Below are 23,052 nucleotides of genomic sequence, written 5' to 3' on the forward strand. Positions count from 1 at the left end.
GTTGACCAGCATCAACCACCTCGATCAGGAGTAAAACACATGCCTCCCAAGTCACGCGCCGCTACAGTGCGCAAGCCTCGCCGTAAGCTCAAGAAGAATATCGTTGCCGGCCAGGCACACATCAAATCAACGTTCAACAACACCATCGTGTCGATCACTGATCCGACCGGTGCTGTCATCTCCTGGGCCTCCTCAGGTGAGGTCGGCTTCAAGGGTTCGCGCAAGTCGACCCCTTACGCCGCGCAGATGGCCGCGGAGTCCGCTGCCCGTCGCGCACAGGAGCACGGCCTCAAGAAGGTCGACGTCTTCGTCAAGGGACCAGGCTCGGGACGCGAAACCGCGATCCGTTCGCTGCAGGCCGCCGGTCTGGAACTGGGCACCATTCAGGATGTCACTCCGGTTCCCTTCAACGGCTGCCGTCCCACCAAGCGCCGCCGCGGCTGATCCTTCCGTGGATCTGTGATTGATGTCGGGCTCAGCCCGGCATCGATCACAGAACGGATTCCAAGATAAACCGAACCGTTCTTCATGGCTTCAGGCCATGACGTGCAGTGCGAACGTCATATAGCGGATGTTCGCTGAAAGGAAGCCCACGTGCTCATTGCACAGCGCCCAACGCTCACGGAAGAAGTCGTCTCCGAGAATCGCTCACGGTTCGCCATCGAACCACTTGAGCCAGGATTCGGCTACACCCTCGGCAACTCACTTCGTCGTACCCTGCTGTCGTCGATTCCAGGTGCCGCCGTCACATCCATCCGGATTGACGGAGTGCTCCACGAATTCAGCACCGTTCCAGGAGTCAAGGAGGATGTCACTGAGTTCATCCTCAACTTGAAGTCCCTGGTCGTGTCCTCGGAATTCGACGAACCTGTCGTTGCCTACCTGCGCAAGCAGGGCCCAGGCACCGTGACTGCCGCCGATGTCTCTGCTCCTGCCGGAGTCGAGATCCATAACCCGGATCTGCATATCGCCACGTTGAATGGTGAAGGCCGTCTGGACATGGAACTGACCATCGAACGTGGACGCGGTTACGTTTCGAGCGCTCAGAACAAGAACGCGGACGCAGAGATCGGTCGGGTCCCCGTTGACTCGATCTACTCGCCGGTTCTCAAGGTCACCTACAAGGTCGAGGCTACTCGTGTTGAGCAGCGCACCGACTTTGACCGCCTGGTGCTCGACATTGAGACCAAGCCGTCGATGACCCCGCGCGATGCCATCGCATCTGCGGGCAAGACACTGGTCGAGCTCTTCGGCCTGGCTCGGGAACTCAACGTCGAAGCCGAAGGCATCGAGATCGGCCCATCGCCGGTTGACGCAGCCCTGGCTGCTGATCTGGCTCTGGCCATCGAAGATCTCGACCTGACCGTGCGCTCCTACAACTGCCTCAAGCGCGAAGGCATCCACACGGTCGGCGAACTCGTTGCTCGCAGCGAAGCCGATCTGATGGATATCCGCAACTTTGGTTCGAAGTCGATCGACGAAGTGAAGGCCAAGCTCAACGAGCTGGGCCTGAGCCTCAAGGACAGTCCCGCCGGGTTCGAAGCCGGTCTCGTTGATGAGGACCAGTCCTACGTCGAAGACGAACAGTACTGATTAAGACCTAGGAGTAAGACACTATGCCAACCCCAACCAAGGGTCCTCGTCTCGGAGGTTCCCCAACACACGAGCGCATGATGCTCAACAACATGGCTGCGGCCCTGTTCGAGCACAAGAAGATCACCACGACCGTGACCAAGGCCAAGCGCCTGCGTCCGGTTGCGGAGCGCATGATCACCGCTGCGAAGAAGGGCGACCTCGCTGCCCGTCGTCGCGTGCTCGGCAAGATCGGCGACAAGTCGATCGTGCACGAGCTCTTCACCTCGATCGCCGAAACCATGGCCGAGCGTCCCGGTGGATACACACGTATCACCAAGATCGGCCCTCGCGCCGGTGACAACGCGCCCATGGCCGTCATCGAACTCGTTCTCGAGCCCTACTCGCCTAAGCAGGCAACTGTGAAGGAAGCCGAGCAGGCCACCGAGACCGCCGCTGCGAAGAACGAACCCGCAGAGGTCGTCGAAGAGGCTCCTGCAGAGACCACCGAGGAAGCAGCCGATTCGGCCGCAACCGACGAGGTCGCTGAAGAGGCAACCGAGGAAAGCACCGAAGAGACCAAGTAAGGCTCCTTCGTCGCAACATCTCAGGCGGGCACCCGATGGGTGCCCGCCTGAAGTGTATTCACAGGGGAGTGGTTGCGTAGCGGGGGAGCTATCGCCCTCCGTAGGAATGAGCGCGTAACACCTACCGGCAGCAGCATGTCGCACCCGGAGTGGGGCAGGAACCACTTAGCGGCTATTCCTCCCGTTGCTGGTGGAGGAATAGCCGCTGAGTGTAGGGCGTAGTGATGGCGACGGGGCAAGTGCGCCCGATGAGCAGGTACTCGTCAGGCGAACTGCCGCATCGTCACTTCACGCGGGAAAGCTCGACAGACTCGTCGAATTCCCGGTCGGTGTCCGCATTGGGCTTGTACGTGAACTTGCTGACCACGATCGCCACAACGAGGTTGACGGCGAAGCCGGGGATGATCTCGTAGATCTGCTCGGTCAACGGGGTACCCAACTGTCCCCAGATGAACGCGACTGCCGCACCCGAGATGAGTCCGAAGAGTGCGCCCCAGTTGCTGAGCTTCTTCCAGAACAGGGTCAGCAGGACAACCGGTCCGAACGACGCCCCGAATCCGGCCCACGCGAAGGCCACCAGGTCGAGGATGCTGTTCGACGGCGAGATCGCCAGGAGCACCGCGATGAACGCGACGACGAGAATGCCGAGACGTCCGAGCAGGACATAGGTCTTGTCCTGCAGCGTGCGCTTCGAACCCGTGCGCAGGGCCACGATCTTGTAGAGATCCTCGATGAGCGCCGAGGAGGTGACGACGAGCTGTGAGGAGATCGTCGACATGATCGCTGCCAGCACCGCGGCCAACACGAGTCCCGCGATGAACGGGTGGAACAGGATCTGCGCGAGGTCCAGGAACACTGTCTCCGGGTCGGTCGGCTTCATGTCGGCATGATCGGAGAAGTAGGAGATTCCAACGATCGCAGTGGCAATGGCGCCGAGGGCCGAGATTCCCATCCAGCCCACACCGATGCGGCGAGCGACCTTGGCATCTGCCGGTGTCCGCAGGGCCATGAACCGGACGATGATGTGCGGCTGACCGAAGTAGCCGAGACCCCAGGCCAGAGCTGAGATCACAGCGAGGTAGGTGCCTCCGGCCCAGAACGGTCCGCTGCCGAAGAGACTGAGCAGGCTGGGATCGATGTCCTTGACGTTGGACATCACGGTTGAGGGACCGCCTGCGTTGAAGACGGCAACGATCGGCACAGCGATCAGGGCGGCGAACATCAGCAGCCCCTGGGCCACGTCGGTGAGCGTGGCACCGAGGAACCCGCCGAACAGGGTGTAGACCATGGTGATGGCCGCGACGATGAGCATCCCGGCCATATAGTTCAGACCGAAGCTCGACTCAAAGAACTTGCCTGCCGCAACCATCCCGGAGGACACGTAGAAGGTGAAGAACACCAGGATGATGATGCCGCAGACGATGCGCAGCAGACGTGTGTTGTCCTTGAGTCGCTGCTCGAAGAAGCTGGGGATGGTGATCGAATCACCGGCCTTCTCGGTGAAGGCACGCAGACGTGGGGCCACGAACTTCCAGTTCACCCAGGCCCCGATGGTCAGACCTACAGCGATCCAGGCTTCGACCAGTCCAGAGAGGTAGATCGCTCCCGGCAGACCCATGAGCAGCCAGCCCGACATGTCAGATGCTCCGGCGCTGAGTGCCGCGACGCTGGGGCGCAGTCCGCGGCCTGCCAGCATGTAGTCGTCGAGGCTGTTCTTGGTCTTGCGGTACGCGAACCAGCCGATGGCCAGCATTCCTGCGAAGTACAGGACGATTGCAATTGTGCGTAAAGTGGTTTCCGTCATTCTTAAGTCGTCTCCTTTTGTAAACCGGGGCGACTCTACAACAGTTTCAGTACTCGACGTGAATCAACTGTGTATTGGCTCCACAGGGCGACGGGAGGAGCGGGGTACCGCTGTTGTCGAGCGTCCGACGGAGAACGCGGCCACTGGCACCGCATGCAGACCATGGTCGTTGAGGAGATAGTCGGAGACAGCGGATCGTGTCTGTGGGCAGTCCTTGATCTCCGAGTGCACGTCAACGCGCAGGTCATGCTGGTCGAGCAGAAGCCACGTTCGCAGCAGGTTTCGCCCCAGCTCGATATCCTGTCTCGCCAGAGAGTCGCCACCTGCGGAAGAGGCGGTGGCGTCCTTGACGAGCACGAGGTGATGCAGCGGCGCGGACCCGTCGGTGGACGCCTGTGCCGGCGACCCTCGGTCTCTCGATGTTCTCCGCACCACCGTGGCCCGCAGGCTGTCCACGAATTCCACGGGTGCCAAGGCCGCCGAGGTGAGCCCACCTATCCACGGCCGCAGGGTGGCCGTGTTGAGTCGGGCGGCGACCGCGGCCAGAGGTCTTGGGATCTGCAGGCAGTCCGCGCTCAACCCGTCTTCGGCGTAGGAGGTCGCTCGGCGGTCGAACCGCAGCCACTCGAGGGTTTCGGTGAAGATGTCAGCATGGGAGTACGAATATCGGGTCGCACGTGCCAGGCTCGTCTCCCACAGGTGATGGGGCACTTCGACGAGTGCCGTGCCCTCGACCGATGCCATGCTCGAGGCAGCCAGCGCCCTTTCGGCGGCAGCGAATGCTGTGGCGAAGGGCTCCTCGGCTCGGCGCAGCGGCCCCCGATCGACCTGACGGTGCTGCAGGTCGGCGGAGGTGAAGTTCGGCCAGAGGTCAGAGGCACCCGGCTGGTCGGGGAGGGCTGTGAGGAGCAGACGGATTTCGAGTGCGGGTCCGCGGCCTCGCACCGATCCGATGACGACGTCGATGCCCACTTCGGCGGCGGCGATGGTGAAGGACTCCACCCAACATCCCATGGCCAGATGCAGGTCCTGGGAATTCGGGTCGCCGACCGGAAGGGTGCGGGCCGGATCCACGGCCACGTGCACCTCGGCGGGGGATGCTGGTGTCGTCGCAGGAGCGAAATGAGGAATCCAGGGCTGAGTGTTGTGCGCCGAGGGGGAGCGAGCCGCGTGTGCGAAGAGCTCAGCGATGAGAGTCGCGGTGATCGGCATCATCGTCCGTGCTCCTCGAGCGGGACGGGAGTGCTGGCAGCGGTGAGATGCCGGTCGAGGAAGGTGAGTTCGTGCAGGACCCTGCCGCCTGACCTCTCGAAGACCGCGGCCGAGGCGGGATTGTCCTCGGCGATGAACGTCACCCGCAGCCGCCGGTAGCCTCCGGCGGCAAGGCCGGCGTTGAGATCACGGATGACCAGAGAGAGGATGCCCTGGCCCTGGAAGCGGGGATCGGTGCCCTGAATGATGAGCACAGCATCGCGCAGGCGTCGACGGTTGATGACGAGTTCGAGGATTGCGCGCGGTCCGAGCCGACCGCCGTGCCTGCGCAGGATCGGCACGGGGTCGGGGATGACGAGAGTGAAACACCGGGAAGGTGCAGCCTCGGGCTCGTCGCTGCCGACGATGTCGAGGACGAGAGCGGGATCCATGAGCGCAGGCAACCCTGCCATCTGGGACTGCAGCTGGGCGCGCGAGATCTGGGTGTAGTACGGCAGCTGTGCGAATGCGGCATTGAGCGTCGGCAGCAGTCTGCGGGCGAAGGCACGTAGACCGGTGCGGGAGACCCTGCGCCTGCGTAGGCCGTGCTGAGCCCATTCGGACTCGGAGACGGCGGTGGCCCGCGCGGCAGGGATCGAGCCGACCTCGACCTCCCAGGTGTGGGCTCGGCCCCAGTCGGCGAATCCCGCGCTGTGGAACGAAGGCGCGAAGAAAGCGGGGTTCCAGGCGGAGTCGAAGAAGCCTGGATGCTCGGTGCCGGACAGCAGCAGACCGCCGGTGACATTGGGCAGGGGGGAGACGGGACCGAAGAGCCGTTCGGCCGCGAGCTCCCTGGCCCGTGTGGTGAGGAAGGCGATGAGGTGGTCAAGTGCAGCCTCGTCGGCGGCCTCGATCGCGCCGAAGAAGAGCGTTGTCGGAGCGTGCCCGGCAGCCGAGGGTTCAGGATCCGATACTGCGACCTTCTGGGCCAGTTCCGGCGAGCGATGGCAGATGGTGCGAGCGACGGCCCGACCGGCTGTGTCGAGGATGAGCCACAGTTCGACGGGTTCACTGAACCATCCTCGGTGGGCGAACCACTCTTTGATGTCTGAGGTGAAGAGGGGCACGTAGTGCTCCGAGTCGCCTCGCTGCGCGGCCAACTGCGGTGCCAGCTCAATGAAGTCGGCCAGATCCTGACGAGTCCTGACCCGTTTCGCCTTCATTCGGTGTCGACCTTCATTCGGAGCTGAGCTTGGTGAATTGGTCGATCATGCCCAGCCGGGAGTCCTCGGCCCGGAACTCTCCATTCGTGTAGCCCCACTCCTCGGCGTTGAGGATGCGGATGAATCCGCCCTTCGCCGGGGACGAGCCTGCGCCGCCGACAAGCCATTTCATGATCTCGACGTGTTCAGGGGTGCGGGCATACTTCATGAGGTCATCCCGAGTCGCGAAGGCGACGATGAGGCCGATGCGGTCGGGGAATTCGTAATAGCTGCGGTGCCACATGTACCCGGGCGCCCGTTTGAGTCCCTTCGCCAGTTTGGGCCAACGCCGCAGCTGACCCACCATCACCAGGGGATTGCGATACCTGTTTGCGCCGAGGAAAACCACCTCGGCGCGGGCCTGGGGTGGGGCCTTGGAGAAATCATTCGATCTCATGGGTTCCATTCCTTCGCTGGATGATGGGTGCTGACGTTTCAGGTCCTCTGGACGTACACGTTCTTGATCTTGGCGACATCGGCCGTGAACGGACCGGTGGCGAAATAGTGGATCTCGATGTGGATCTCCGCGGTCGTCGGATCTTCCTTCATGCTCTGTGCGAAGTCTCGGGACACCGAGGCTAGGTGGCCCAGGACTCCGGCTTGGATGGTCTCGGCCATCTCGGCGCGCTCAGGTGCCGACAGCTCCTGGCTGTCCTCGCGCAACTGGATGTGCAGAGTCGGGCGCTGTTCATGGTTGTGCGTCTCACGCAGTTCGATCCGGAAGGACTCGATGAGATGAGCCTGCGGGTTGTCGCGGTAGAGCCCGTTCTCGATGTCGAGCGGGTAGATGTTGGCACCCATATACGAGATGGTGGAATCGGCGCGGCCGAAGAGGAGCACGAACGGCAGCTTCATGCCGTTGTCGGCGAACGCCGTGGAGCATTCGGCGGCCAGCTGCGGATGCCTGCGGGTGAGTTCGACCATGCGGGGGAAGTCGATGAGGGTCGCCTCGTCGCCGATGTTGTAGCGCAGCCGTGGGCTCATCACCGCAGCGGAGTTGATCGTCGCGACGAGCTCCCCGGATTCGTTCGTCTCCAGATAGGTCTCCAGCGGGTTGTACTGGAAGACCATCGGCACTCGGGATTCGGAAGGTCCGAGCACCTCGGCGCGGAAGTCGAGGTCGTGGGCCAGGGCCCGGCGGATGACGACGGAGAGATCGGACTCGCCGGCCATGCCGATCGTGAGGTCGCTGGCTCCGTATCCGGAGTAGACCCGATGGAAGCGTGACTGCACGTAGTCGCGCAGGCCCTCGGTCATGGCCTCACCCCCGACGAAGCCGTTGAGCCGGAACTCGTCCCAGACTCCGGGTTCGGAGTCCATCCGATCGACGAGGTGTTTGAGGAACGGGGGATAGGCGCTGATGAGGTAGGTGTGGCCCGGTCCGAAATGGGCCATCGTGTCGAGGATCTTCTCGAGGTCGGGGCCGGTGTTCTTCACCATGGCGACCTTGGCCATCGCCAGGCCCGTATTCGTTCCCGTGGCCCATGCGCCCATGGAGAAGGCGTTGATGCAGAAGAGGTCCTTGTCTTTGAAGAGCATCGTCACGTAGCCGGCGACGTTCTTGTGGACGGTGTCGAGTTCCTTCTTCGACCGCATCCAGTTGAAGGGTGTGCCGGAGGAGCCGGACGATTCGTCGACGACCGTGCCGGCTCGTTGGATCCGTCCGTCCCAGCAGCGGTGCTCCTCACTGTACCGGCGCACGAAATCATCCTTGGACGTCGGCGTATAGGCATCGAGGTCCCACCATCTGAAGGTGAAGCCGGTTCGTGCGAGATAGTCCTGATAGGCCGGAACATCGAGTGAGGCCTGTTGGCAGATCATCCACGCATTGAGCTTCGCAAAGGGTTCGAGGCCCGGATGGTAGTGCTTGGCCGTGAACCTCCAGATCGCCGGGTGGAGTCGGTAGGCTCCGTAGGCTGCTGTGAGTCCGACGTTGGCCAGGCGCAGGACGGCCTGGCGGGCCAGATTCACCGGACCGCGGGGGATCGGCAGGCGTTGGAGATCGGCGGCAACTCTGGTCTGGGGCTGGCTCATAATGTGACCGTAGCCCAGGTCACCGATCCCCGGGCGGCAAATTTCGAATTTGTGTCAGAATCGCATCATCAACCCGCCGAGGTGGCCGGACCTGCCGGTGGTCCCGCCGAGGGGGTCGGATCAGTTGAAGACGACCGTGCGGTGGCCGTCCATGAGGACCCGACCCTCGGCATGCCAGGCCACGGCCCGGGCAAGCACGGCGGCTTCGACGTCCTGACCACGTTGAACGAAGTCGGCGATATTGCGGTTGTGATCGACGCGGGCCACGTCCTGTTCGATGATCGGGCCCTCGTCGAGATCGGGGGTGACGTAGTGGGCGGTGGCGCCGATGATCTTGACCCCGCGGGCATGCGCCTGGTGATAGGGCTTGGCCCCCTTGAAGCTGGGCAGGAACGAATGGTGGATGTTGATGACCCGCCCCTCCAACCGAGCACACAGATCGGGGGAGAGGATCTGCATGTACCGGGCGAGGACGATGAGCTCGACGTCGAGGCTCTCGACGAGGTGACTCAGCCTCGCCTCGGCGGCCTCCTTCGTGTCCCGGGTGATCGGAATGTGGTGGAAGTCGTGGCCGTGGAACTCGGCGAGTGAGCGCATCGAATCATGATTGCCGGCCACTCCGACGATGTCGATGGGCAGCTGCCCTGAGCTCTGCTGGAACAGCAGGGTGTTGAGGCAGTGGGCGGCCTTGGACACGAGGACGAGGGTCCGCGTCTTCTTCTCCACCGGTTGGAGACTGAGCGTCATGTCGAAACGGTGGGCCGCCTCGGCGAGGGCAGACTCCACAGTTCCCGCCTCGGCATCCGCGCTCGTGACGAACTGGACTCGGAGGAAGAACTGCAGAGAATCGGGGGAGGAGAACTGCTGGGACTCGGTGATGTTGGCCCCGAGTGAGGCCAGAACCCCGGTCACGGCGTGGACGATTCCGGTTGCGTCCGGGCAGGTGACTCGCAGGATCCATTCTCGACTCATGCGCTCGATTCTAATCGCCTGCCCCACGCTGCCCCGCAACCGGCCCATCATCCGGATGACGAACGGCCCATCGGTGTGATCTGGTTCGCTGTTAGCATTGATTTCGGGTACTCGCGGAGCCGATCGCGGCGTCCCACTCATCACTTTGGATGCCACAGGAGTGTACACATGACTGATAACACGATGCAGGCCTCGCTTGCAGACATCGATCCCCAGATTGCGGAAGTCCTCGACCAGGAGCTGGGTCGCCAGCGTTCGACTCTGGAGATGATCGCCTCGGAGAACTTCGTGCCGCGCGCCGTGCTGCAGGCACAGGGCTCCGTGCTGACGAACAAGTACGCCGAGGGCTACCCGGGCAAGCGCTATTACGGTGGCTGCGAGTACGTCGATGTCGCTGAGACCCTGGCCATCGACCGGGCCAAGAGCCTCTTCGGTGCCGAATACGCCAACGTGCAGTCGCACTCGGGTGCCTCCGCCAACGCTGCCGTGATGCACGCGCTCGCCCGCCAGGGTGACAAGATGCTCGGTCTCTCCTTGGCTCACGGTGGTCACCTGACACACGGCATGAAGATCAACTTCTCGGGCCGCCTCTACGACGTCGCCTCCTACGAAGTCGATCCCGACACTTACCGCATCGACATGGACAAGGTGCGCGAGCGGGCGCTCGAACACCGTCCAGAGGTCATCGTCGCAGGTTGGTCCGCCTACCCGCGTCAGCTCGACTTCCAGGCCTTCCGCGACATCGCCGACGAGGTCGGAGCGAAGCTCTGGGTCGACATGGCCCACTTCGCCGGTCTCGTCGCCGCCGGCCTGCATCCGAACCCTGTGCCCTTCGCCGACGTCGTGTCCTCGACGGTGCACAAGACCATCGGCGGCCCTCGCTCGGGCTTCATCCTCGGCAAGGAGGAGTACGCGAAGAAGCTGAACTCCGCAGTCTTCCCGGGGCAGCAGGGTGGACCTCTGATGCACGTGATCGCCGCGAAGGCAGTGGCGTTCAAGTTGGCCGCCTCTGAAGAGTTCAAGGCTCGTCAGGAACGGACCGTGCGCGGTGCTCAGATCCTGGCCGAGCGTCTCCTGGCCGACGACGTCGCCAACGCCGGAGCCACGGTCCTCACCGGAGGCACCGACGTTCACCTGGTCCTCGTCGACCTGCGCAACTCAGCCTTGGACGGACAGCAGGCGGAGGATCTGCTGCATGAGGTCGGAATCACGGTCAACCGCAATGCCGTTCCGTTCGACCCCCGTCCGCCCATAGTGACCTCCGGTCTGCGCATCGGCACCCCTGCTCTGGCCACCCGTGGGTTCGGCGATGCCGAATTCACCGAGGTCGCCGACGTCATCGCCGAAGCACTCAAACCCGGTGCGAACGTCGAGGCCCTCAGCGCTCGGGTCAAGAAGCTCAGCGACAACTTCCCCCTCTACGAAGATCTGGAGCAGTACTGATGACAGCACAGATCCTTGATGGCAAGGCCTGTGCGAAGGAGATCAAGGACGAGCTGCGGACTGCCGTCGCGAACCTGGCCGAGCGGGGCATCGTCCCCGGCTTGGCCACGGTCCTCGTCGGCGAGGATCCCGGTTCGAAGTGGTACGTGGCCGGTAAGCACCGTGACTGCGCCGAGGTGGGCATCCATTCCATCCGTCGTGACCTGCCGGAATCGGTGAGCCAGGACGAGCTCCTGTCGGTCATCGACGAGCTCAACGCCGATGACGAATGCACCGGGTACATCGTGCAGCTGCCGTTGCCGTCCCACATCGACACGGACACCGTGCTCGAACGCATCGATCCGGCCAAGGACGCGGACGGGCTGCATCCGACCAACCTCGGTCGGCTCATGCTCAACGTCAACCGGGAGATCACGACCCCGCTGCCGTGCACCCCTCGCGGGGTCATCGAACTCATGCAGCGCAACGGCATCGAGCTGGCCGGCAAGCACGTTGTGGTCGTGGGCCGCGGCGTCACCGTCGGCCGGTCGATCGGCGCACTGCTGACTCGCCGTGAGTACAACGCCACGGTGACGCTGACCCACACCGGGACGAAGAATCTGCCCGAGCTGCTGGCTCAGGCCGACATCATCGTCGCCGCCGCAGGATCGGCCCGGATCGTGACCGCCGATGCGGTCAAGGACGGTGCCGTCGTCCTCGACGTCGGAGTCTCACGCGAAGAGGACCCGGAGACCGGGAAGTCGAAGATCGTGGGAGACGTGGACCCTGCCGTCGCCGAGGTAGCGGCTTGGGTGTCACCGAATCCCGGCGGAGTTGGGCCCATGACTCGGGCACTGCTTTTGAAGAATGTCGTTGACGTCGCTCAGCGGAGTGCCGCAGCCGCCTGAACGGTTCATGGTCTCAGACCGGCGGCCTCCCACACATCTGTGTGGGAGGCCGCCGGTCTCTGTTCTGCTGGTCAAACCATTTAGTTCACTCCTCGAGGAGCTTGAGCTCGAAGAACACACGCGGATCTCCGGTGCCCGCGTAGCCTTCGATGAGCTCACCGGTGAAACCGAGTGAGGAATGGAACGAGATCGCTGCGGACGAATCTGGCATGGTTGTCGCCTGCACCGATGAGACACCCAACTCTCGCGAGTGTTCGATGAAGTGCTGGTACAGGTGTCGACCGATTCCCCGATGGCGGAAATCCGACCGAGAGGCAACCAGGTGGATGTAGGCAGGACCGTCATGGGGGATCGCGCCGAGCAGATAGCCGACAATCTCCGAACGGTACCTGGCGACCAGTCCCGAGGTCACGAACTGGTGGAACCAATAGGCATTGTGATCGCTGCTCAGGTCCCGGTCTCCCCAGAACTTCTCCTGCGCACTGAGCAGGAACTCTCGCATCTCACGGGCGTCTACTTCGTCGAGCGGGCTGATGTTCAGCTGCTCAGAATCGAAAGTCTCGTCTACAGCCATTACGCCTCCTGAAATATACTTCTTTCCATCACTCTATAACGCCCAGGCCCGGATGAGTAGTGCGCTCATGCCATGATAGAACACATGATTCGGATTGCATCAGTCAACGTCAACGGAGTTCGAGCGGCATGGAGAAAGGGGATGCCCACCTGGGTAGACAGCGCCAAACCTGACTTCATCACGCTGCAGGAAGTCAGGGCCGCCAACGACATTGCCCTCACAGTGCTCGAGGACACCGGGTACACCACGATCAGCCACGACGCCGAGGCGAAGGGACGTGCCGGGGTGGCCGTCATGGCTCGAACTCAGCCTGTCGAGGTCCGCGAAGGACTCGGTACGGACGGGTACTTCGATCGGGCCGGCCGGTGGGTGGAAACCGACTATCGCCTCGGCGACGGGTCGTTGCTGACACTCGTGTCGGCCTACGTCCATTCCGGTGAGGTGGACACTCCCAAGCAGGAGGACAAATACCGTTTCCTCGACCGAATGACCGTGCGCCTGCCTGAACTCGCAGAGACCGCAGATCACGTGCTGATCACCGGTGACCTCAACGTCTGCCACACCGAACGGGACTTGAAGAATTGGAAGGCCAACCGCAAGAAGGCCGGCTTCCTGCCCGAGGAGCGCGCATACTTCGACGGCTTCTTCGGTGACGTGGGTTTCGTCGACGTGCACCGGAAGCTCAGCGGCGATGTCGACGGTCCCTACACGTGGTGGTCCATGCGTGGTCAGGCCTTCGACAACAATGCGGGGTGGCGCATCGACTATCAGATGGCGACACCGGGACTTGCCCAGGCGGCAGTCAGGGCCACGGTCGACAAGGCCGACAGCTGGGCCGAGCGTTGGTCCGATCATGCCCCTCTCGTCATCGACTACGAGGTTCCAGCCCCGAAGTAGGGGCCGAGCCTGCCGGGCTTGACAGATAGACCGTCTCAGCAGCCCTTCGGGCGCTGGGCAACCCCGCTAAAGGTTGCTCAGCGCCCGGAGGGCTGCTGTGTTCTGGCTGGCTGATCGTTCAGGCATGTGAGGAGCCGAGCTCGATGAGCAGGACGCCGATGAGGATGAGACCGATGCCGATGAGCATCTTCCGCGTCAGCTTCTCCTTGAACAAGGCGCGGCCGGCCAGAGCAGTCAGCGCCACCCCGGTGGCAGCCCAGATCCCGTAGGCCACCCCCAAGGGGATGCCGGTGCGCAGCGTCAGACTGAGCAGGCTGAACGAGATGAGGTACCCGGCTGTGACTCCTGCATACCACCATTTGCTGCCGCCGACCGATGCCATGCGCAGACAGATAGTGGCCGCGACCTCGAGAATGATCGCGATGGCGAGAAGAATCCAGCCGATGGTCATGACTCGTCTCCTGGATCGCGCTGTGGTGCGTCCAGTACGGTCTGGTGCGCGTCGTCTTCGCGGTTGCCGACCTCGACGAGGATGACGCCGGCCATGATGAAGACGATTCCGGTGATCATGACGGGTGTGAGCGGTTCAGCGAAAAGGACGAGAGAGAGGACCGCGGTGAGCGCGACTCCCGCAGCACCCCAGATTCCGTAGGCGATGCCCAGCGGCATACCGACGCGGAGGGTAAGGCTGAGGAAGACGAAGGCCGCGGCATAGCCGAGACCGACGACGATGTAGAGGGCGGGGGAGTCAAGGGCTGCCTTCAGCGCCAGAGTGCCAGTCACCTCGGCGATGATGGCGCCCATCAGAAATAGCCATTTGCTCACATGATAATTATCGAGCATCGTCATTCGGCAGGGAAATCGCCGGTCAAGCGACCAGGGACCAGCACCTTGGCGAAGCCGATCCCGCAGGCCCTTCACGAGCCGCTCGAGGCGATGTGTGCCTGCGCTGGTTCTGGTATCTCTCCTCTCGATGCCGCTGTCACAGCACAGGGAACACGGTCACTCTTGTTTGAGTGGGGAATGCTCGTCCCAGTGGGTCTTGACCTCTCGTACTGATGACCTCTCGTTGTGATTTCTGCGCGTTGAGACCTGTAGGAGCGAAACTCACGGTCTCCGTGAAGGGTGCCACCAGAGCCGACAAGCGTGTCTGCATCGTTGAATCAGCTGCTGAGCCCTGACACAGTCGTCACGGCCGAGACGATCTCGTCGCCGCAGCAGCGACCGTCTCGCCCGAGTCCTCGGCTCGCACAGGGGCGGACTGCAAAGACTCCCCGGTGAAGTGGCATCATAGTCACATGACGACTTCTTCTCTGCCACGCACCGTTTCAGGCATTCAGGCCACCTCTGACTCACTGCACCTGGGTAACTACATCGGAGCTCTGCAGCAGTTCGTGGCGCATCAGGAGTCACACGATGCCTTCTACTTCATCGCGAACATGCACGCGATCACCGTCGAGCAGGACCCGAGCGATCTGCGCGAGCGAACCCTGCGCACGGCTGCGCAGTTCATTGCTGCGGGCATCGACCCGGAGAAGTCGACGATCTTCGTCCAGTCGCAGGTCCCGGCTCACCCGCAGCTGTCATGGATCCTGGAATGCACCACATCGATGGGCGAGGCCAGTCGGATGACACAGTTCAAGGACAAATCGGCCAAGCAGGAGCATGTGTCCCTGGGCCTGCTCACCTACCCCGCGCTGATGGCCGCCGACATCCTCCTCTACAATCCGCAGATGGTGCCCGTCGGAGAGGACCAGCGCCAGCATCTCGAGCTGACCAGAAACCTGGCCGAACGCTTCAACTACCGGTTCGGTGAGACCTTCGTCGTACCCGAAGCACAGATCCTCAAGGCCACCGCGAAGATCTACGACCTGCAGAACCCCGCCTCGAAGATGTCGAAATCCCTGCCCAGCCCCCTGGGCCGCATTGACATCCTCGACGACGCGAAGTCGCTGACGAAGAAGATCAAGTCCGCCGTCACCGACGATGGCAAGGAGATCGCCTACGACCCGGAGGCCAAGCCGGGAGTGTCGAACCTGCTCACGATCTACTCCTCCCTGACCTCGCGGTCGCTCGACGACATCGTCGCCGAGTACGAGGGGAAGATGTATGGCCACCTCAAGGTCGACCTCGCCGAGATCGCCGTCGAAGCCCTCACCCCTGTGCGTGAGCGCACCAACGAGCTCCTGCAGGACCGGGCGCAGCTCCAGGCCATCCTCGATGCGGGTGCGGCGAAGGCCAATGAGATCGCCGAGGTGACTCTGCGAGACGTCTACGACAGGGTCGGCTTCATCTGAGCTGGCTGCACCCCGATCCGACCTGACGTGCGACGAGTGTGAAGGAAGAACCGTGGCGAAGAAGAAACCCGAAGAGGGACCGCTGAACCTCACTCCAGATATGCTGCACACCGCGGCACGGATGGAAGACCGTTTCAACGGTTGGCTGCAGAACCGCGCCACCGACCACACCTATCAACGCACGGTCATGGCCTATGACACGTACGGCGGCACCGGGTGGGTGAGAGTGCTCGGCCGTTTGGTCCTGACCCCGACCGGTCAGCCTGCCGCGGATCTGCAGGCGAGCATCCGGGGGTGGAAGTCCTTTGTCAGTGTGCCTCTGCCCAACGACACTGCATGGGTGCGCGTCAACGACGAAGAGCACATGGTCACTGCTGACCGGGGCGGCATCATCGACACGGTCATTCCCGGTGACTTTCAGCCCGGTGAGACGGAGATCGAACTGTGGACCGACGGGTCGCTCGTCGATTCCGCTGCGGTGCGGATCATCGGCGAGGACTCGACGTTCGGCATCATCTCCGATATCGACGACACCGTCATGGTCACCTCACTGCCCCGGCCGTTTCTGGCCGCGTGGAACACCTTCGTCCTCAGCGAGCATGCCAGGTCACCGGTGGCGGGGATGGCTGTTCTCTACGACCGAATCACCTATATGCGCCCAAACTCACCGATGGTCTATCTGTCAACGGGCGCTTGGAATTCGGCCCTGACGATCAAACGGTTCCTCTCCCGCAACCTCTACCCGATGGGGCCCCTGCTGCTCACCGACTGGGGACCGACGACAACTCGAGTCTTCCGTTCGGGCAAGGAGCACAAACGCAACTCTCTAGAGCGGCTATCGCGTGAGTTCCCGTGGATGAAATGGCTGCTCATCGGCGATGACGGTCAGAAGGACGAAGAAGTCTACGGAGAGTTCGTGGACAACCATCCCGACAATGTCGCCGCGGTCGCAATCCGCCAGCTCACCGTGGGCGAAGCGGTTTGGGCTGGTGGTCGTTCGAAGCGCCACGGTCGCGGTCAGGGCGTGCCGTGGATTTATGCCCCGGACGGTGCAGGACTGTCCTCACGCCTGACCGAACGGGGCATCATCTCCACGATCTGAGCTCGGCTCAGTTGCGAGCGGCGAGGTCTTTCTTCGCGGCTTCGAACTCTGCGGCCAGGCTCTCGACGAGTTCTGCGGTGGTGCGCTTGGTACCGAGGACGCCGATGCCCTGGCCCGAGCCCCAGATATCCTTCCACGCCTTCGAGTCCGAGCCCTCCTTCGTGCCGAAGTCCATCTTCGTCGGGTCGGCGTCGGGAAGGTTGTCGGGGTCGAGGCCCGAGGCAGTGATCGAACCGCGCAGGTAGTTGCCCTTGACTCCGGTGAAGTAGCTGGAGTAGACGACGTCTTCGGCGGCGGAGTCGACGACCATCTGCTTGTAGTCTTCGGCGACGTTGGCCTCTGCCGTCGACAGGAAGGCCGAGCCCACATAGGCGCAGTCCGCGCCCGCGGCCAGGGAGGCAAGGACCGAACGACCGTGGGCGATGGCTCCGGAGAGCAGCAGCGGACCGTCGAACCAGGTCCGGATCTCCTGGACCAGGGCGAACGGTGAGAGTGCTCCGGCATGTCCACCGGCACCGGCAGCCACGGCGATGACACCGTCGGCGCCCTTCTCCACGGCTTTGTGCGCGAATTTGTTGTTGATGACGTCGTGGAGGACGATGCCGCCGTAGGAATGCACGGCCTCATTGACCTCTTCACGTGCACCCAAGGAAGTGATCACGATGGGCACCTGATGGCGTACCACCTCGGCGAGGTCGGCCTCCAAACGGTTGTTTGAGCGGTGAACGATGAGGTTCACCGCGAACGGTGCCGCCGGACGATCGGGGTTCGCAGTGGTGAACGCGGCGTTGGATTCACGGATCTCGTCCAGCCAGTCGGTGAGCATCGAGGCCGGACGGGCGTTGAGCGTGGGGAAGGAGCCGATGATGCCGGCTTGGCACTGGGCCTTGACCAGGTCGGGCCCGGATGCGATGAACATCGGGGAGCCGAACACCGGAAGTCGCAGCTGAGGGAGAAGATTGGCGAAAGAATTCATTGTGCCTCCTTTGGGTGGATGAACGTTTCCACTCTAACCGAACGATTGTTAAAAGTGATCATGGGGGCAGAGACGACGATGGCGCAGACGAGTTCGACTCGCCTGCGCCATCGTTGCAGCCGCGCGTGGTCTGCGGCGTCGTGCGGTGGGTCAGGAATCCGTGAAGTTCGGGTCCCGCTTCTCGACGAATGCGGCCATTCCCTCGGACTGGTCGTTCGTGGCCAGAGTGGAGTGGAAGAGACGACGTTCGTAACGCAGTCCCTGCTCGAGGGTCGTTTCGAATGCGGTGTTGACCGCTTCTTTCACCATCGCCGAGGCGATGCGGGACTTGGACGCGATGGTGTGCGCGATCTCGTTGGCCGTTGAAAGCAGTTCCTCGGGTTCGACGATACGTGCGACGAGGCCTGAACGTTCCGCCTCCTCGGCGTCCATCATGCGCCCGGTCAGGCACATGTCCATGGACTTGGCCTTGCCGATGGCACGAGTCAGACGCTGGGATCCGCCCATGCCGGGGAGGACGCCGAGGTTGATCTCGGGCTGGCCGAACTTCGCCTTCGACGACGCGATGAGGATGTCGCCCATCATCGCCAGCTCGCAGCCGCCGCCCAGGGCGAAGCCGTTGACAGCGGTGATGACCGGTTTGCGCACGTTGGTCAGACGGGTCCAGCCGGCGAACCAGTCGGCCTTGAACGCGGTGGCGAAGTCGAGGTCGGACATCTCTTTGATGTCGGCGCCCGCGGCGAAGGCCTTGCCGCTGCCGGTGATGATGATCGCCTTGACCTCATCATCGGCATCGAATGCGGTGGCCGCATCTGTGACGTCGGTGAGTACCTGCATGTTCAGCGCGTTGAGAGCCTTCGGGCGGTCGATCGTGATGGTGGCGACGCCCTGGTCGACGGCCGTGAGGATGGTTTCGTAGTCGCTCATGAGAACACCTTCTCTTTGTGATCGGTGGTGAGGATGTCGTGGACTGTTTCGTCGCTGACCTCGTCGAATGTGGCCGGTGACCACTGCGGGTTGCGGTCCTTGTCGATGACCTGAGCGCGGATGCCCTCCTTGAGGTCCGGACGATGCGTCAGCGCGACGGCGACGCGGTAGTCCTGTTCGAGGACCTCGGCCAAGGACATGTTTCCGGCTGTGCGGAGGGCGGCCAGAGTCACCTTCACCGAAGTGGGAGCCTTGGTCCCGATCAGTTTCCCTGCGGCATTGGCGTCAGGATCCGCATGCGCGGCCAGCGCTGCGACGATGTCCTCCGCCCGCTCTCCTGTATAGCATTCGTCGATCCAGCTCGCGGCCTCGGCGAGTTCGTTCTCCGGAGCATCGGTGGCGTAGCGCCCGATCACCGTCTCAACGTCGCCGCCTGCTTCGAGCTCGGCGATGATCCCTGGCACATCTGCGTCGGGAACGTAGTAGTCGGCCAATCCCATGGCCAGCGCTGCTCCCGCTCCGACCGGCAGTCCGGTCAGTGCCAGATGGGTGCCGAGTTCGCCCGGCGCATTGGCCAGCAGATGTGTGCCGCCGACGTCGGGGAACAGGCCGATCCCAGTCTCTGGCATCCCGATCTTCGTGGAATCGGTGACGATGCGGTGTGAGCCGTGGCCGGAGATTCCGACACCGCCGCCCATGGTGATGCCATTCATGATGACAACATAGGGCTTGGGAAATTCGGAGATCTCATGGTTCATCTTGTATTCGCGATTCCAGAACCGAGCGTTCTCATCGGTGCCGGCCACAATGTCGTTGTACACGGCCTTGATGTCGCCTCCGGCGCACAGTCCGCGTTCCCCGCGTCCGGTGACCAGGACCGTCTTGATTGTGTCCTCATCGCGCCAGCTCTTCAGCGCGTCATCGATGGCACCCACCATTTCCTGGCTCAGTGCGTTGATCAGTTTCGGTTTGTTGAGTTCAATCCGCCCCACCCCGTTGTGACTCGAGGTGATGACGGAGGGTTCGCTCGGCGATGCCGCAGCTTCAGTCGTCATATCAGCCCACTCCTGTGCTCTTGCGCGAAATGATCACGCGCATGATTTCGTTGGTGCCTTCCAGAATCTGGTGGACGCGCAGGTCACGCACCAGCTTCTCAATTCCATACTCTGTCAGATAGCCATAGCCGCCGTGCAACTGGAGTGACCTGTTGGCGACGTCGAAGCCCGAATCCGTGGCTGTCAGCTTCGCCATCGCCGAGAGCAGCGAGGTGTTCGGATCGCCCGCGTCGTAGGCGCTGGCAGCTCGCCACAGGAGGGAGCGGGCAGCCTCGAGCTTGGTCTGCATCTCTGCGACTTCGAATCGCAGGGCCTGGAATGCGGAGAGCTCAGTGCCGAAGGCCTGTCGTTCGCCCATGTAGTCGATGGCCTTCTCCAACGCGGACTGCCCACCGCCCAGCGAGCATGCTCCGATGTTGAGCCGGCCTCCGTCGAGTCCGGACATGGCGATCTTGAAGCCCTGACCCGGTTCGCCGAGGAGGTTCTCCTTCGGCACACGCACGTTTTCCATGATGACCTGTCGGGTCGGCTGAGCCCGCCATCCCATCTTCTGTTCGTTGGGGCCGAAGGAGAGTCCCTCCATGCCGTTTTCGAGGATGAACGCGGAGATTCCACGCGATCCGTCCTGACCGGAGCGTGCCATCACCAGGTACGTGTCGGAGGTGCCGGCGCCGGAGATGAACTGTTTGACACCGTTGAGGACATAGGAGTCACCGTCCTCTCGCGCCGAGGTGCGCAGAGCGGCAGCATCGGAACCGGCGTTGGGCTCAGTGAGGCAGTAGCTGCCGAGGTGCTCCATTGAGACCAGGGGAGCGAGGTACTTCTCCTTCTGCGGAGCATCTCCGTACTTGTCGATCATCCACGCCACCATGTTGTGGATGGAGATGTAGGCGGCGACCGAGGGACAGGCTGTCGACATCGCCTCGAAGATGAGGGCGGCGTCCATGCGCCCCATGCCGGTGCCCCCGGCTTCTTCGCTGACGTAGATTCCGCCCATGCCCAGGTCGGCGGACCTCTTGATGACGTCGACGGGGAAGTGGTGGTCGGCGTCCCACTCCAGAGCATGCGGAGCGATCTCGGAGTCGGCGAATTCGCGCACCATGCCGGAGATTGTCTGTTGTTCTTCGGTGAGACCGAACGGCAGGGCAGCTGCTGTGCTGCGGGACATTGTTCCTCCACGGTTGGGGCTATTCACGATTGAGGCTTCTCGCATACGTGATGACATTCACTACGATACGGAGAAATTACTTGGACGTCCAACTAATTATGGCCAGTTGGCTCGTCGAAGAGCTGGTCAGCAGAAGGGCGGCAGCTTCAGGCGTGATCTTCGAGTTCGGACCGCAGTGATTCGAGGTGGGGGAGGAGTCCGCTCAGATTGGCCTCGGCCAGCGCAGGTGAGCTGAAGACCTCGTCATTGAGGGCGGCAGTCGCGCGTGAAGACAGCTCACGGCCGATCTCGGTGAGTTCGACGAGCGTGGTGCGACGGTCATCGGGGTGGCTGCGCCTCTTCACAAGGCAGGCCTTCTCGAGTCGATCGACCGAATTCGTCGTCGACGTGGCGTGGACCTGGAGTCGGGCCGAGATCTTCGACATCGGCAATGTCCCCGACTTGGTGAACGACAGGAGAGTGAGGACTTCGTACCGTGAGAAGGTCAGCGCAAATGGCTTGAGCGCGGCGTCGACCTTGGCGAGGAACAGCTGATGGACTCGCATCACTGAGATCACGGTCGTCATGCCATCGGTGGAATCATTCCAGCCGTGGGCGAGCCACTGTTTCCGGGACTCCTCGATCGGGTCGAGTCTGCTCGCTGCTGTCTTTTCCGCCGCCATTGTCGACAGTGTAGTGAAGTGAGAAGATAAGCGCATGTGCGGTCGACTCAATATGTCTCTCGATCCGGCAGACCTCGCCGATGAGCTCCGCCTTGACGTCATCTCCTACGACTACACGCCCAGGTACAACGTGCCCCCGGGTTCCTTCGTGCCGATCGTCGTCGAACGACTGGACGATGAAGGACAGCTGATACGGCGACTGGAGACCGCTTCGTGGGGGCTGGTCCCGGGGTGGGCGAAAGACGCAAAGATCGGTTTCAAAGCATTCAACGCGCGTTCGGAGACTGTCCTTGAGAAGCCGATGTTCAGACAGCCCATCAAGAGGCGACGCTGCGCGCTTCCGATACCTGGCTACTACGAGTGGGAGACCACGGAGGACGGCAAGCAGCCATGGATGATGTCAGCGGCAGGTGATGACCCGCTGTTCATGGCCGGCCTGTTCGAGTTCTGGAAGCAGCCGGACCAGTCCTGGTTGGTGTCGACGACGATCCTGACGATGGAAGCGGCAGGGCATCTGTGCGATGTCCACCATAGGATGCCGGTCTTCCTCGGCCATGGCGCCGTCGATGAATGGATCAACCCAGCGGTATCGAGTGCCGACGTGCCTCCACTGTTGAAATCGACCCTCGCGCAGGTCGACCCGGCGAGTGTGACTCGACATAAAGTGGGCAAGAGTGTGGGTAACGTTCGCAACGACGGTCCAGAACTCACCACACCCGTGAGCTGACCGACTTCTGCACGGTCATGCGAAACAGCAGGCGATCCCGGTGAGACATCGGTCGGCACAGCGGACCACTCGATGTCTCAGGCACTGTTTCGCCTGAGTGGAATAGGCCAAAACCGGCCGGTTTTGCACAGCCCGCTGGATGTGTGTAGTGTGTACCGAGTTGCCAGCCCGCAAGGAACGGCAACGGTCACTCTGATCAGGATTGATCGCAGCAAACTGAAGATGAACTTCAAGTTGCGAAGGTCGAAACAACACTGTAGAGTGGATATTCGCTGGTACGGCGAGCCGCAAGGCAAAATGTATACAATTGAAACTGACACCCACAGTGAACGCGGCCATTTATGGTTTGTGGTGATGGGTGAGTGTGTGTGGTTTGAGAATCCAATAGCGTATTTGTTTGAACAGATAGTGATGCCAGAAACATTTTTTCTGGTAAGACAATCACATGTCCAGACACCAGTGTTCGTTCCCCTCGCCGGGAATGGGCACTTTGTTGTGTGTGGGTATGAAATTTTTAGGTCAACAGCGGTCACCCCGTGATCGTTGCTTGACTGTCTTGCCGGGGTTATAAACGCAACATAATTTTTTTATGGAGAGTTTGATCCTGGCTCAGGACGAACGCTGGCTGCGTGCTTAACACATGCAAGTCGAACGCTGAAGCCCCAGCTTGCTGGGGTGGATGAGTGGCGAACGGGTGAGTAACACGTGAGTAACCTGCCCCCGACTTCGGGATAAGCCCGGGAAACTGGGTCTAATACCGAATATGACTCCAACTCGCATGAGTTGGAGTGGAAAGTTTTTTCGGTTGGGGATGGGCTCGCGGCCTATCAGTTTGTTGGTGAGGTAATGGCTCACCAAGACGACGACGGGTAGCCGGCCTGAGAGGGCGACCGGCCACACTGGGACTGAGACACG

At 62.2% G+C, this 23,052-nt stretch carries 24 protein-coding genes and 1 rRNA gene; 11 read left to right on the forward strand and 14 right to left on the reverse strand.

The genetic code is table 11. From position 1 onward, the window contains the following. The first annotated feature begins 39 nt into the window (after positions 1-39). From rpsK to rplQ, 3 genes are all read left to right on the forward strand, one after another. The gene (gene rpsK / locus BANT918_RS15240; RefSeq protein WP_009884958.1) at positions 40-444 is read left to right on the forward strand and encodes a 30S ribosomal protein S11; all 405 of its coding nucleotides are present in this window, start codon (positions 40-42) and stop codon (positions 442-444) included. A 150-nt stretch (positions 445-594) separates the two neighbouring features. Then, entirely contained in the window at positions 595-1,593 is a 999-nt protein-coding gene (locus BANT918_RS15245) for a DNA-directed RNA polymerase subunit alpha (protein WP_009884957.1), read from the forward strand. Between the two features lie 23 nt (positions 1,594-1,616). Continuing rightward, on the forward strand, positions 1,617-2,159 hold the full coding sequence (rplQ, locus tag BANT918_RS15250; RefSeq protein ID WP_096158460.1) for a 50S ribosomal protein L17: 543 nt from the start codon (positions 1,617-1,619) through the stop codon (positions 2,157-2,159). 283 nt (positions 2,160-2,442) lie between these two features. Here rplQ and putP read toward each other — a convergent pair whose 3' ends face one another. The 6 genes from putP to purU form a co-directional block, all read right to left on the reverse strand. Continuing rightward, positions 2,443-3,963, reverse strand: a complete 1,521-nt coding sequence (gene putP / locus BANT918_RS15255; protein WP_069599780.1) for a sodium/proline symporter PutP — start codon at positions 3,961-3,963, stop codon at positions 2,443-2,445. A gap of 63 nt (positions 3,964-4,026) precedes the next feature. Then, on the reverse strand, positions 4,027-5,178 hold the full coding sequence (locus BANT918_RS15260) for a hypothetical protein (protein ID WP_101621035.1): 1,152 nt from the start codon (positions 5,176-5,178) through the stop codon (positions 4,027-4,029). Then, positions 5,175-6,377: a hypothetical protein gene (locus BANT918_RS15265; RefSeq protein ID WP_096162661.1), complete on the reverse strand. Its 1,203-nt coding sequence runs from the start codon at positions 6,375-6,377 to the stop codon at positions 5,175-5,177. The genes BANT918_RS15260 and BANT918_RS15265 overlap by 4 nt, the downstream gene beginning before the upstream one ends. A 13-nt stretch (positions 6,378-6,390) precedes the next feature. Beyond that, positions 6,391-6,813, reverse strand: coding sequence for a hypothetical protein (locus BANT918_RS15270; protein ID WP_069599783.1), 423 nt, complete (start codon positions 6,811-6,813; stop codon positions 6,391-6,393). A gap of 38 nt (positions 6,814-6,851) precedes the next feature. Further along, positions 6,852-8,450, reverse strand: coding sequence for a phenylacetate--CoA ligase family protein (locus BANT918_RS15275; RefSeq protein ID WP_096161023.1), 1,599 nt, complete (start codon positions 8,448-8,450; stop codon positions 6,852-6,854). Positions 8,451-8,570: 120 nt separating this feature from the next. After that, complete coding sequence (gene purU / locus BANT918_RS15280) at positions 8,571-9,422, reverse strand: formyltetrahydrofolate deformylase (protein WP_069599785.1); 852 nt, start codon at positions 9,420-9,422, stop codon at positions 8,571-8,573. Positions 9,423-9,590: 168 nt separating this feature from the next. On the opposite strand from purU, the gene glyA reads away from it, so the two are divergent. Together glyA and BANT918_RS15290 are read left to right on the forward strand one after the other, a co-directional pair. Beyond that, positions 9,591-10,865: a serine hydroxymethyltransferase gene (gene glyA / locus BANT918_RS15285; protein ID WP_101621036.1), complete on the forward strand. Its 1,275-nt coding sequence runs from the start codon at positions 9,591-9,593 to the stop codon at positions 10,863-10,865. Further along, positions 10,865-11,752 (forward strand): bifunctional methylenetetrahydrofolate dehydrogenase/methenyltetrahydrofolate cyclohydrolase, encoded by an 888-nt coding sequence (locus BANT918_RS15290; RefSeq protein WP_101621037.1) that lies wholly within the window; start codon positions 10,865-10,867, stop codon positions 11,750-11,752. Before glyA ends, BANT918_RS15290 begins: the two co-directional genes overlap by 1 nt. Before the next feature lie 85 nt (positions 11,753-11,837). Here the strand turns inward: BANT918_RS15290 and BANT918_RS15295 are convergent, their stop codons facing one another. Continuing rightward, entirely contained in the window at positions 11,838-12,326 is a 489-nt protein-coding gene (locus BANT918_RS15295; RefSeq protein ID WP_101621038.1) for a GNAT family N-acetyltransferase, read from the reverse strand. Positions 12,327-12,410: 84 nt separating this feature from the next. On the opposite strand from BANT918_RS15295, the gene BANT918_RS15300 reads away from it, so the two are divergent. After that, positions 12,411-13,223 carry an exodeoxyribonuclease III gene (locus BANT918_RS15300; RefSeq protein WP_101621039.1) on the forward strand — a complete coding sequence of 271 codons (813 nt, stop codon included), beginning with the start codon at positions 12,411-12,413 and terminating at the stop codon, positions 13,221-13,223. 118 nt (positions 13,224-13,341) lie between these two features. On the opposite strand, the gene BANT918_RS15305 is transcribed toward BANT918_RS15300, so the two are convergent. Next, entirely contained in the window at positions 13,342-13,668 is a 327-nt protein-coding gene (locus BANT918_RS15305) for a DMT family transporter (RefSeq protein ID WP_101621050.1), read from the reverse strand. 2 nt (positions 13,669-13,670) lie between these two features. After that, positions 13,671-14,048, reverse strand: coding sequence for a DMT family transporter (locus BANT918_RS15310; protein WP_208618141.1), 378 nt, complete (start codon positions 14,046-14,048; stop codon positions 13,671-13,673). 473 nt (positions 14,049-14,521) lie between these two features. On the opposite strand from BANT918_RS15310, the gene trpS reads away from it, so the two are divergent. Further along, positions 14,522-15,520 carry a tryptophan--tRNA ligase gene (trpS, locus tag BANT918_RS15315; protein ID WP_101621041.1) on the forward strand — a complete coding sequence of 333 codons (999 nt, stop codon included), beginning with the start codon at positions 14,522-14,524 and terminating at the stop codon, positions 15,518-15,520. Positions 15,521-15,572: 52 nt separating this feature from the next. Next, positions 15,573-16,622, forward strand: a complete 1,050-nt coding sequence (locus BANT918_RS15320) for an App1 family protein (protein WP_101621042.1) — start codon at positions 15,573-15,575, stop codon at positions 16,620-16,622. Positions 16,623-16,629: 7 nt separating this feature from the next. Here BANT918_RS15320 and BANT918_RS15325 read toward each other — a convergent pair whose 3' ends face one another. The 5 genes from BANT918_RS15325 to BANT918_RS15345 form a co-directional block, all read right to left on the reverse strand. Beyond that, on the reverse strand, positions 16,630-17,598 hold the full coding sequence (locus BANT918_RS15325; RefSeq protein WP_101621043.1) for an NAD(P)H-dependent flavin oxidoreductase: 969 nt from the start codon (positions 17,596-17,598) through the stop codon (positions 16,630-16,632). A gap of 150 nt (positions 17,599-17,748) precedes the next feature. Next, positions 17,749-18,525 (reverse strand): enoyl-CoA hydratase, encoded by a 777-nt coding sequence (locus BANT918_RS15330; RefSeq protein ID WP_101621044.1) that lies wholly within the window; start codon positions 18,523-18,525, stop codon positions 17,749-17,751. Then, positions 18,522-19,580 (reverse strand): enoyl-CoA hydratase/isomerase family protein, encoded by a 1,059-nt coding sequence (locus BANT918_RS15335; RefSeq protein ID WP_101621045.1) that lies wholly within the window; start codon positions 19,578-19,580, stop codon positions 18,522-18,524. Before BANT918_RS15335 ends, BANT918_RS15330 begins: the two co-directional genes overlap by 4 nt. Before the next feature lies 1 nt (position 19,581). Beyond that, positions 19,582-20,748, reverse strand: coding sequence for an acyl-CoA dehydrogenase family protein (locus BANT918_RS15340; protein ID WP_101621046.1), 1,167 nt, complete (start codon positions 20,746-20,748; stop codon positions 19,582-19,584). 146 nt (positions 20,749-20,894) lie between these two features. Then, positions 20,895-21,410: a MarR family winged helix-turn-helix transcriptional regulator gene (locus BANT918_RS15345; RefSeq protein ID WP_101621047.1), complete on the reverse strand. Its 516-nt coding sequence runs from the start codon at positions 21,408-21,410 to the stop codon at positions 20,895-20,897. A 52-nt stretch (positions 21,411-21,462) separates the two neighbouring features. Here BANT918_RS15345 and BANT918_RS15350 point away from each other — a divergent pair, with 52 nt between their 5' ends. The 3 genes from BANT918_RS15350 to BANT918_RS15355 all read left to right on the forward strand — a co-directional run. Next, entirely contained in the window at positions 21,463-22,137 is a 675-nt protein-coding gene (locus BANT918_RS15350; protein WP_233430536.1) for an SOS response-associated peptidase, read from the forward strand. 72 nt (positions 22,138-22,209) lie between these two features. Beyond that, positions 22,210-22,677: a hypothetical protein gene (locus tag BANT918_RS17265; protein ID WP_145996998.1), complete on the forward strand. Its 468-nt coding sequence runs from the start codon at positions 22,210-22,212 to the stop codon at positions 22,675-22,677. Positions 22,678-22,723: 46 nt separating this feature from the next. Next, positions 22,724-23,052, forward strand: a 16S ribosomal RNA gene (locus BANT918_RS15355); the annotation flags it as partial.

The organism is Brevibacterium antiquum CNRZ 918, from assembly GCF_900169145.1.
GTDB classification, from domain to species: Bacteria; Actinomycetota; Actinomycetes; order Actinomycetales; family Brevibacteriaceae; genus Brevibacterium; species Brevibacterium koreense.

What these genes read in the sequence shown, in the direction of transcription:
- BANT918_RS15350 (WP_233430536.1), top strand. Translation starts at nt 21,463, where the DNA reads ATGTCTCTCGATCCGGCAGACCTCGCCGATGAGCTCCGCCTTGACGTC.
- BANT918_RS15325 (WP_101621043.1), bottom strand. Translation starts at nt 17,598, where the DNA reads ATGAATTCTTTCGCCAATCTTCTCCCTCAGCTGCGACTTCCGGTGTTC.
- BANT918_RS15340 (WP_101621046.1), bottom strand. Translation starts at nt 20,748, where the DNA reads ATGTCCCGCAGCACAGCAGCTGCCCTGCCGTTCGGTCTCACCGAAGAA.
- rpsK (WP_009884958.1), top strand. Translation starts at nt 40, where the DNA reads ATGCCTCCCAAGTCACGCGCCGCTACAGTGCGCAAGCCTCGCCGTAAG.
- BANT918_RS15290 (WP_101621037.1), top strand. Translation starts at nt 10,865, where the DNA reads ATGACAGCACAGATCCTTGATGGCAAGGCCTGTGCGAAGGAGATCAAG.
- BANT918_RS15345 (WP_101621047.1), bottom strand. Translation starts at nt 21,410, where the DNA reads ATGGCGGCGGAAAAGACAGCAGCGAGCAGACTCGACCCGATCGAGGAG.
- BANT918_RS15335 (WP_101621045.1), bottom strand. Translation starts at nt 19,580, where the DNA reads ATGACGACTGAAGCTGCGGCATCGCCGAGCGAACCCTCCGTCATCACC.
- trpS (WP_101621041.1), top strand. Translation starts at nt 14,522, where the DNA reads ATGACGACTTCTTCTCTGCCACGCACCGTTTCAGGCATTCAGGCCACC.
- putP (WP_069599780.1), bottom strand. Translation starts at nt 3,963, where the DNA reads ATGACGGAAACCACTTTACGCACAATTGCAATCGTCCTGTACTTCGCA.
- BANT918_RS15270 (WP_069599783.1), bottom strand. Translation starts at nt 6,813, where the DNA reads ATGAGATCGAATGATTTCTCCAAGGCCCCACCCCAGGCCCGCGCCGAG.
- BANT918_RS15260 (WP_101621035.1), bottom strand. Translation starts at nt 5,178, where the DNA reads ATGATGCCGATCACCGCGACTCTCATCGCTGAGCTCTTCGCACACGCG.
- rplQ (WP_096158460.1), top strand. Translation starts at nt 1,617, where the DNA reads ATGCCAACCCCAACCAAGGGTCCTCGTCTCGGAGGTTCCCCAACACAC.
- BANT918_RS15275 (WP_096161023.1), bottom strand. Translation starts at nt 8,450, where the DNA reads ATGAGCCAGCCCCAGACCAGAGTTGCCGCCGATCTCCAACGCCTGCCG.
- BANT918_RS15295 (WP_101621038.1), bottom strand. Translation starts at nt 12,326, where the DNA reads ATGGCTGTAGACGAGACTTTCGATTCTGAGCAGCTGAACATCAGCCCG.
- purU (WP_069599785.1), bottom strand. Translation starts at nt 9,422, where the DNA reads ATGAGTCGAGAATGGATCCTGCGAGTCACCTGCCCGGACGCAACCGGA.
- BANT918_RS15265 (WP_096162661.1), bottom strand. Translation starts at nt 6,377, where the DNA reads ATGAAGGCGAAACGGGTCAGGACTCGTCAGGATCTGGCCGACTTCATT.
- BANT918_RS15330 (WP_101621044.1), bottom strand. Translation starts at nt 18,525, where the DNA reads ATGAGCGACTACGAAACCATCCTCACGGCCGTCGACCAGGGCGTCGCC.
- BANT918_RS15300 (WP_101621039.1), top strand. Translation starts at nt 12,411, where the DNA reads ATGATTCGGATTGCATCAGTCAACGTCAACGGAGTTCGAGCGGCATGG.
- glyA (WP_101621036.1), top strand. Translation starts at nt 9,591, where the DNA reads ATGACTGATAACACGATGCAGGCCTCGCTTGCAGACATCGATCCCCAG.
- BANT918_RS17265 (WP_145996998.1), top strand. Translation starts at nt 22,210, where the DNA reads ATGTCTCAGGCACTGTTTCGCCTGAGTGGAATAGGCCAAAACCGGCCG.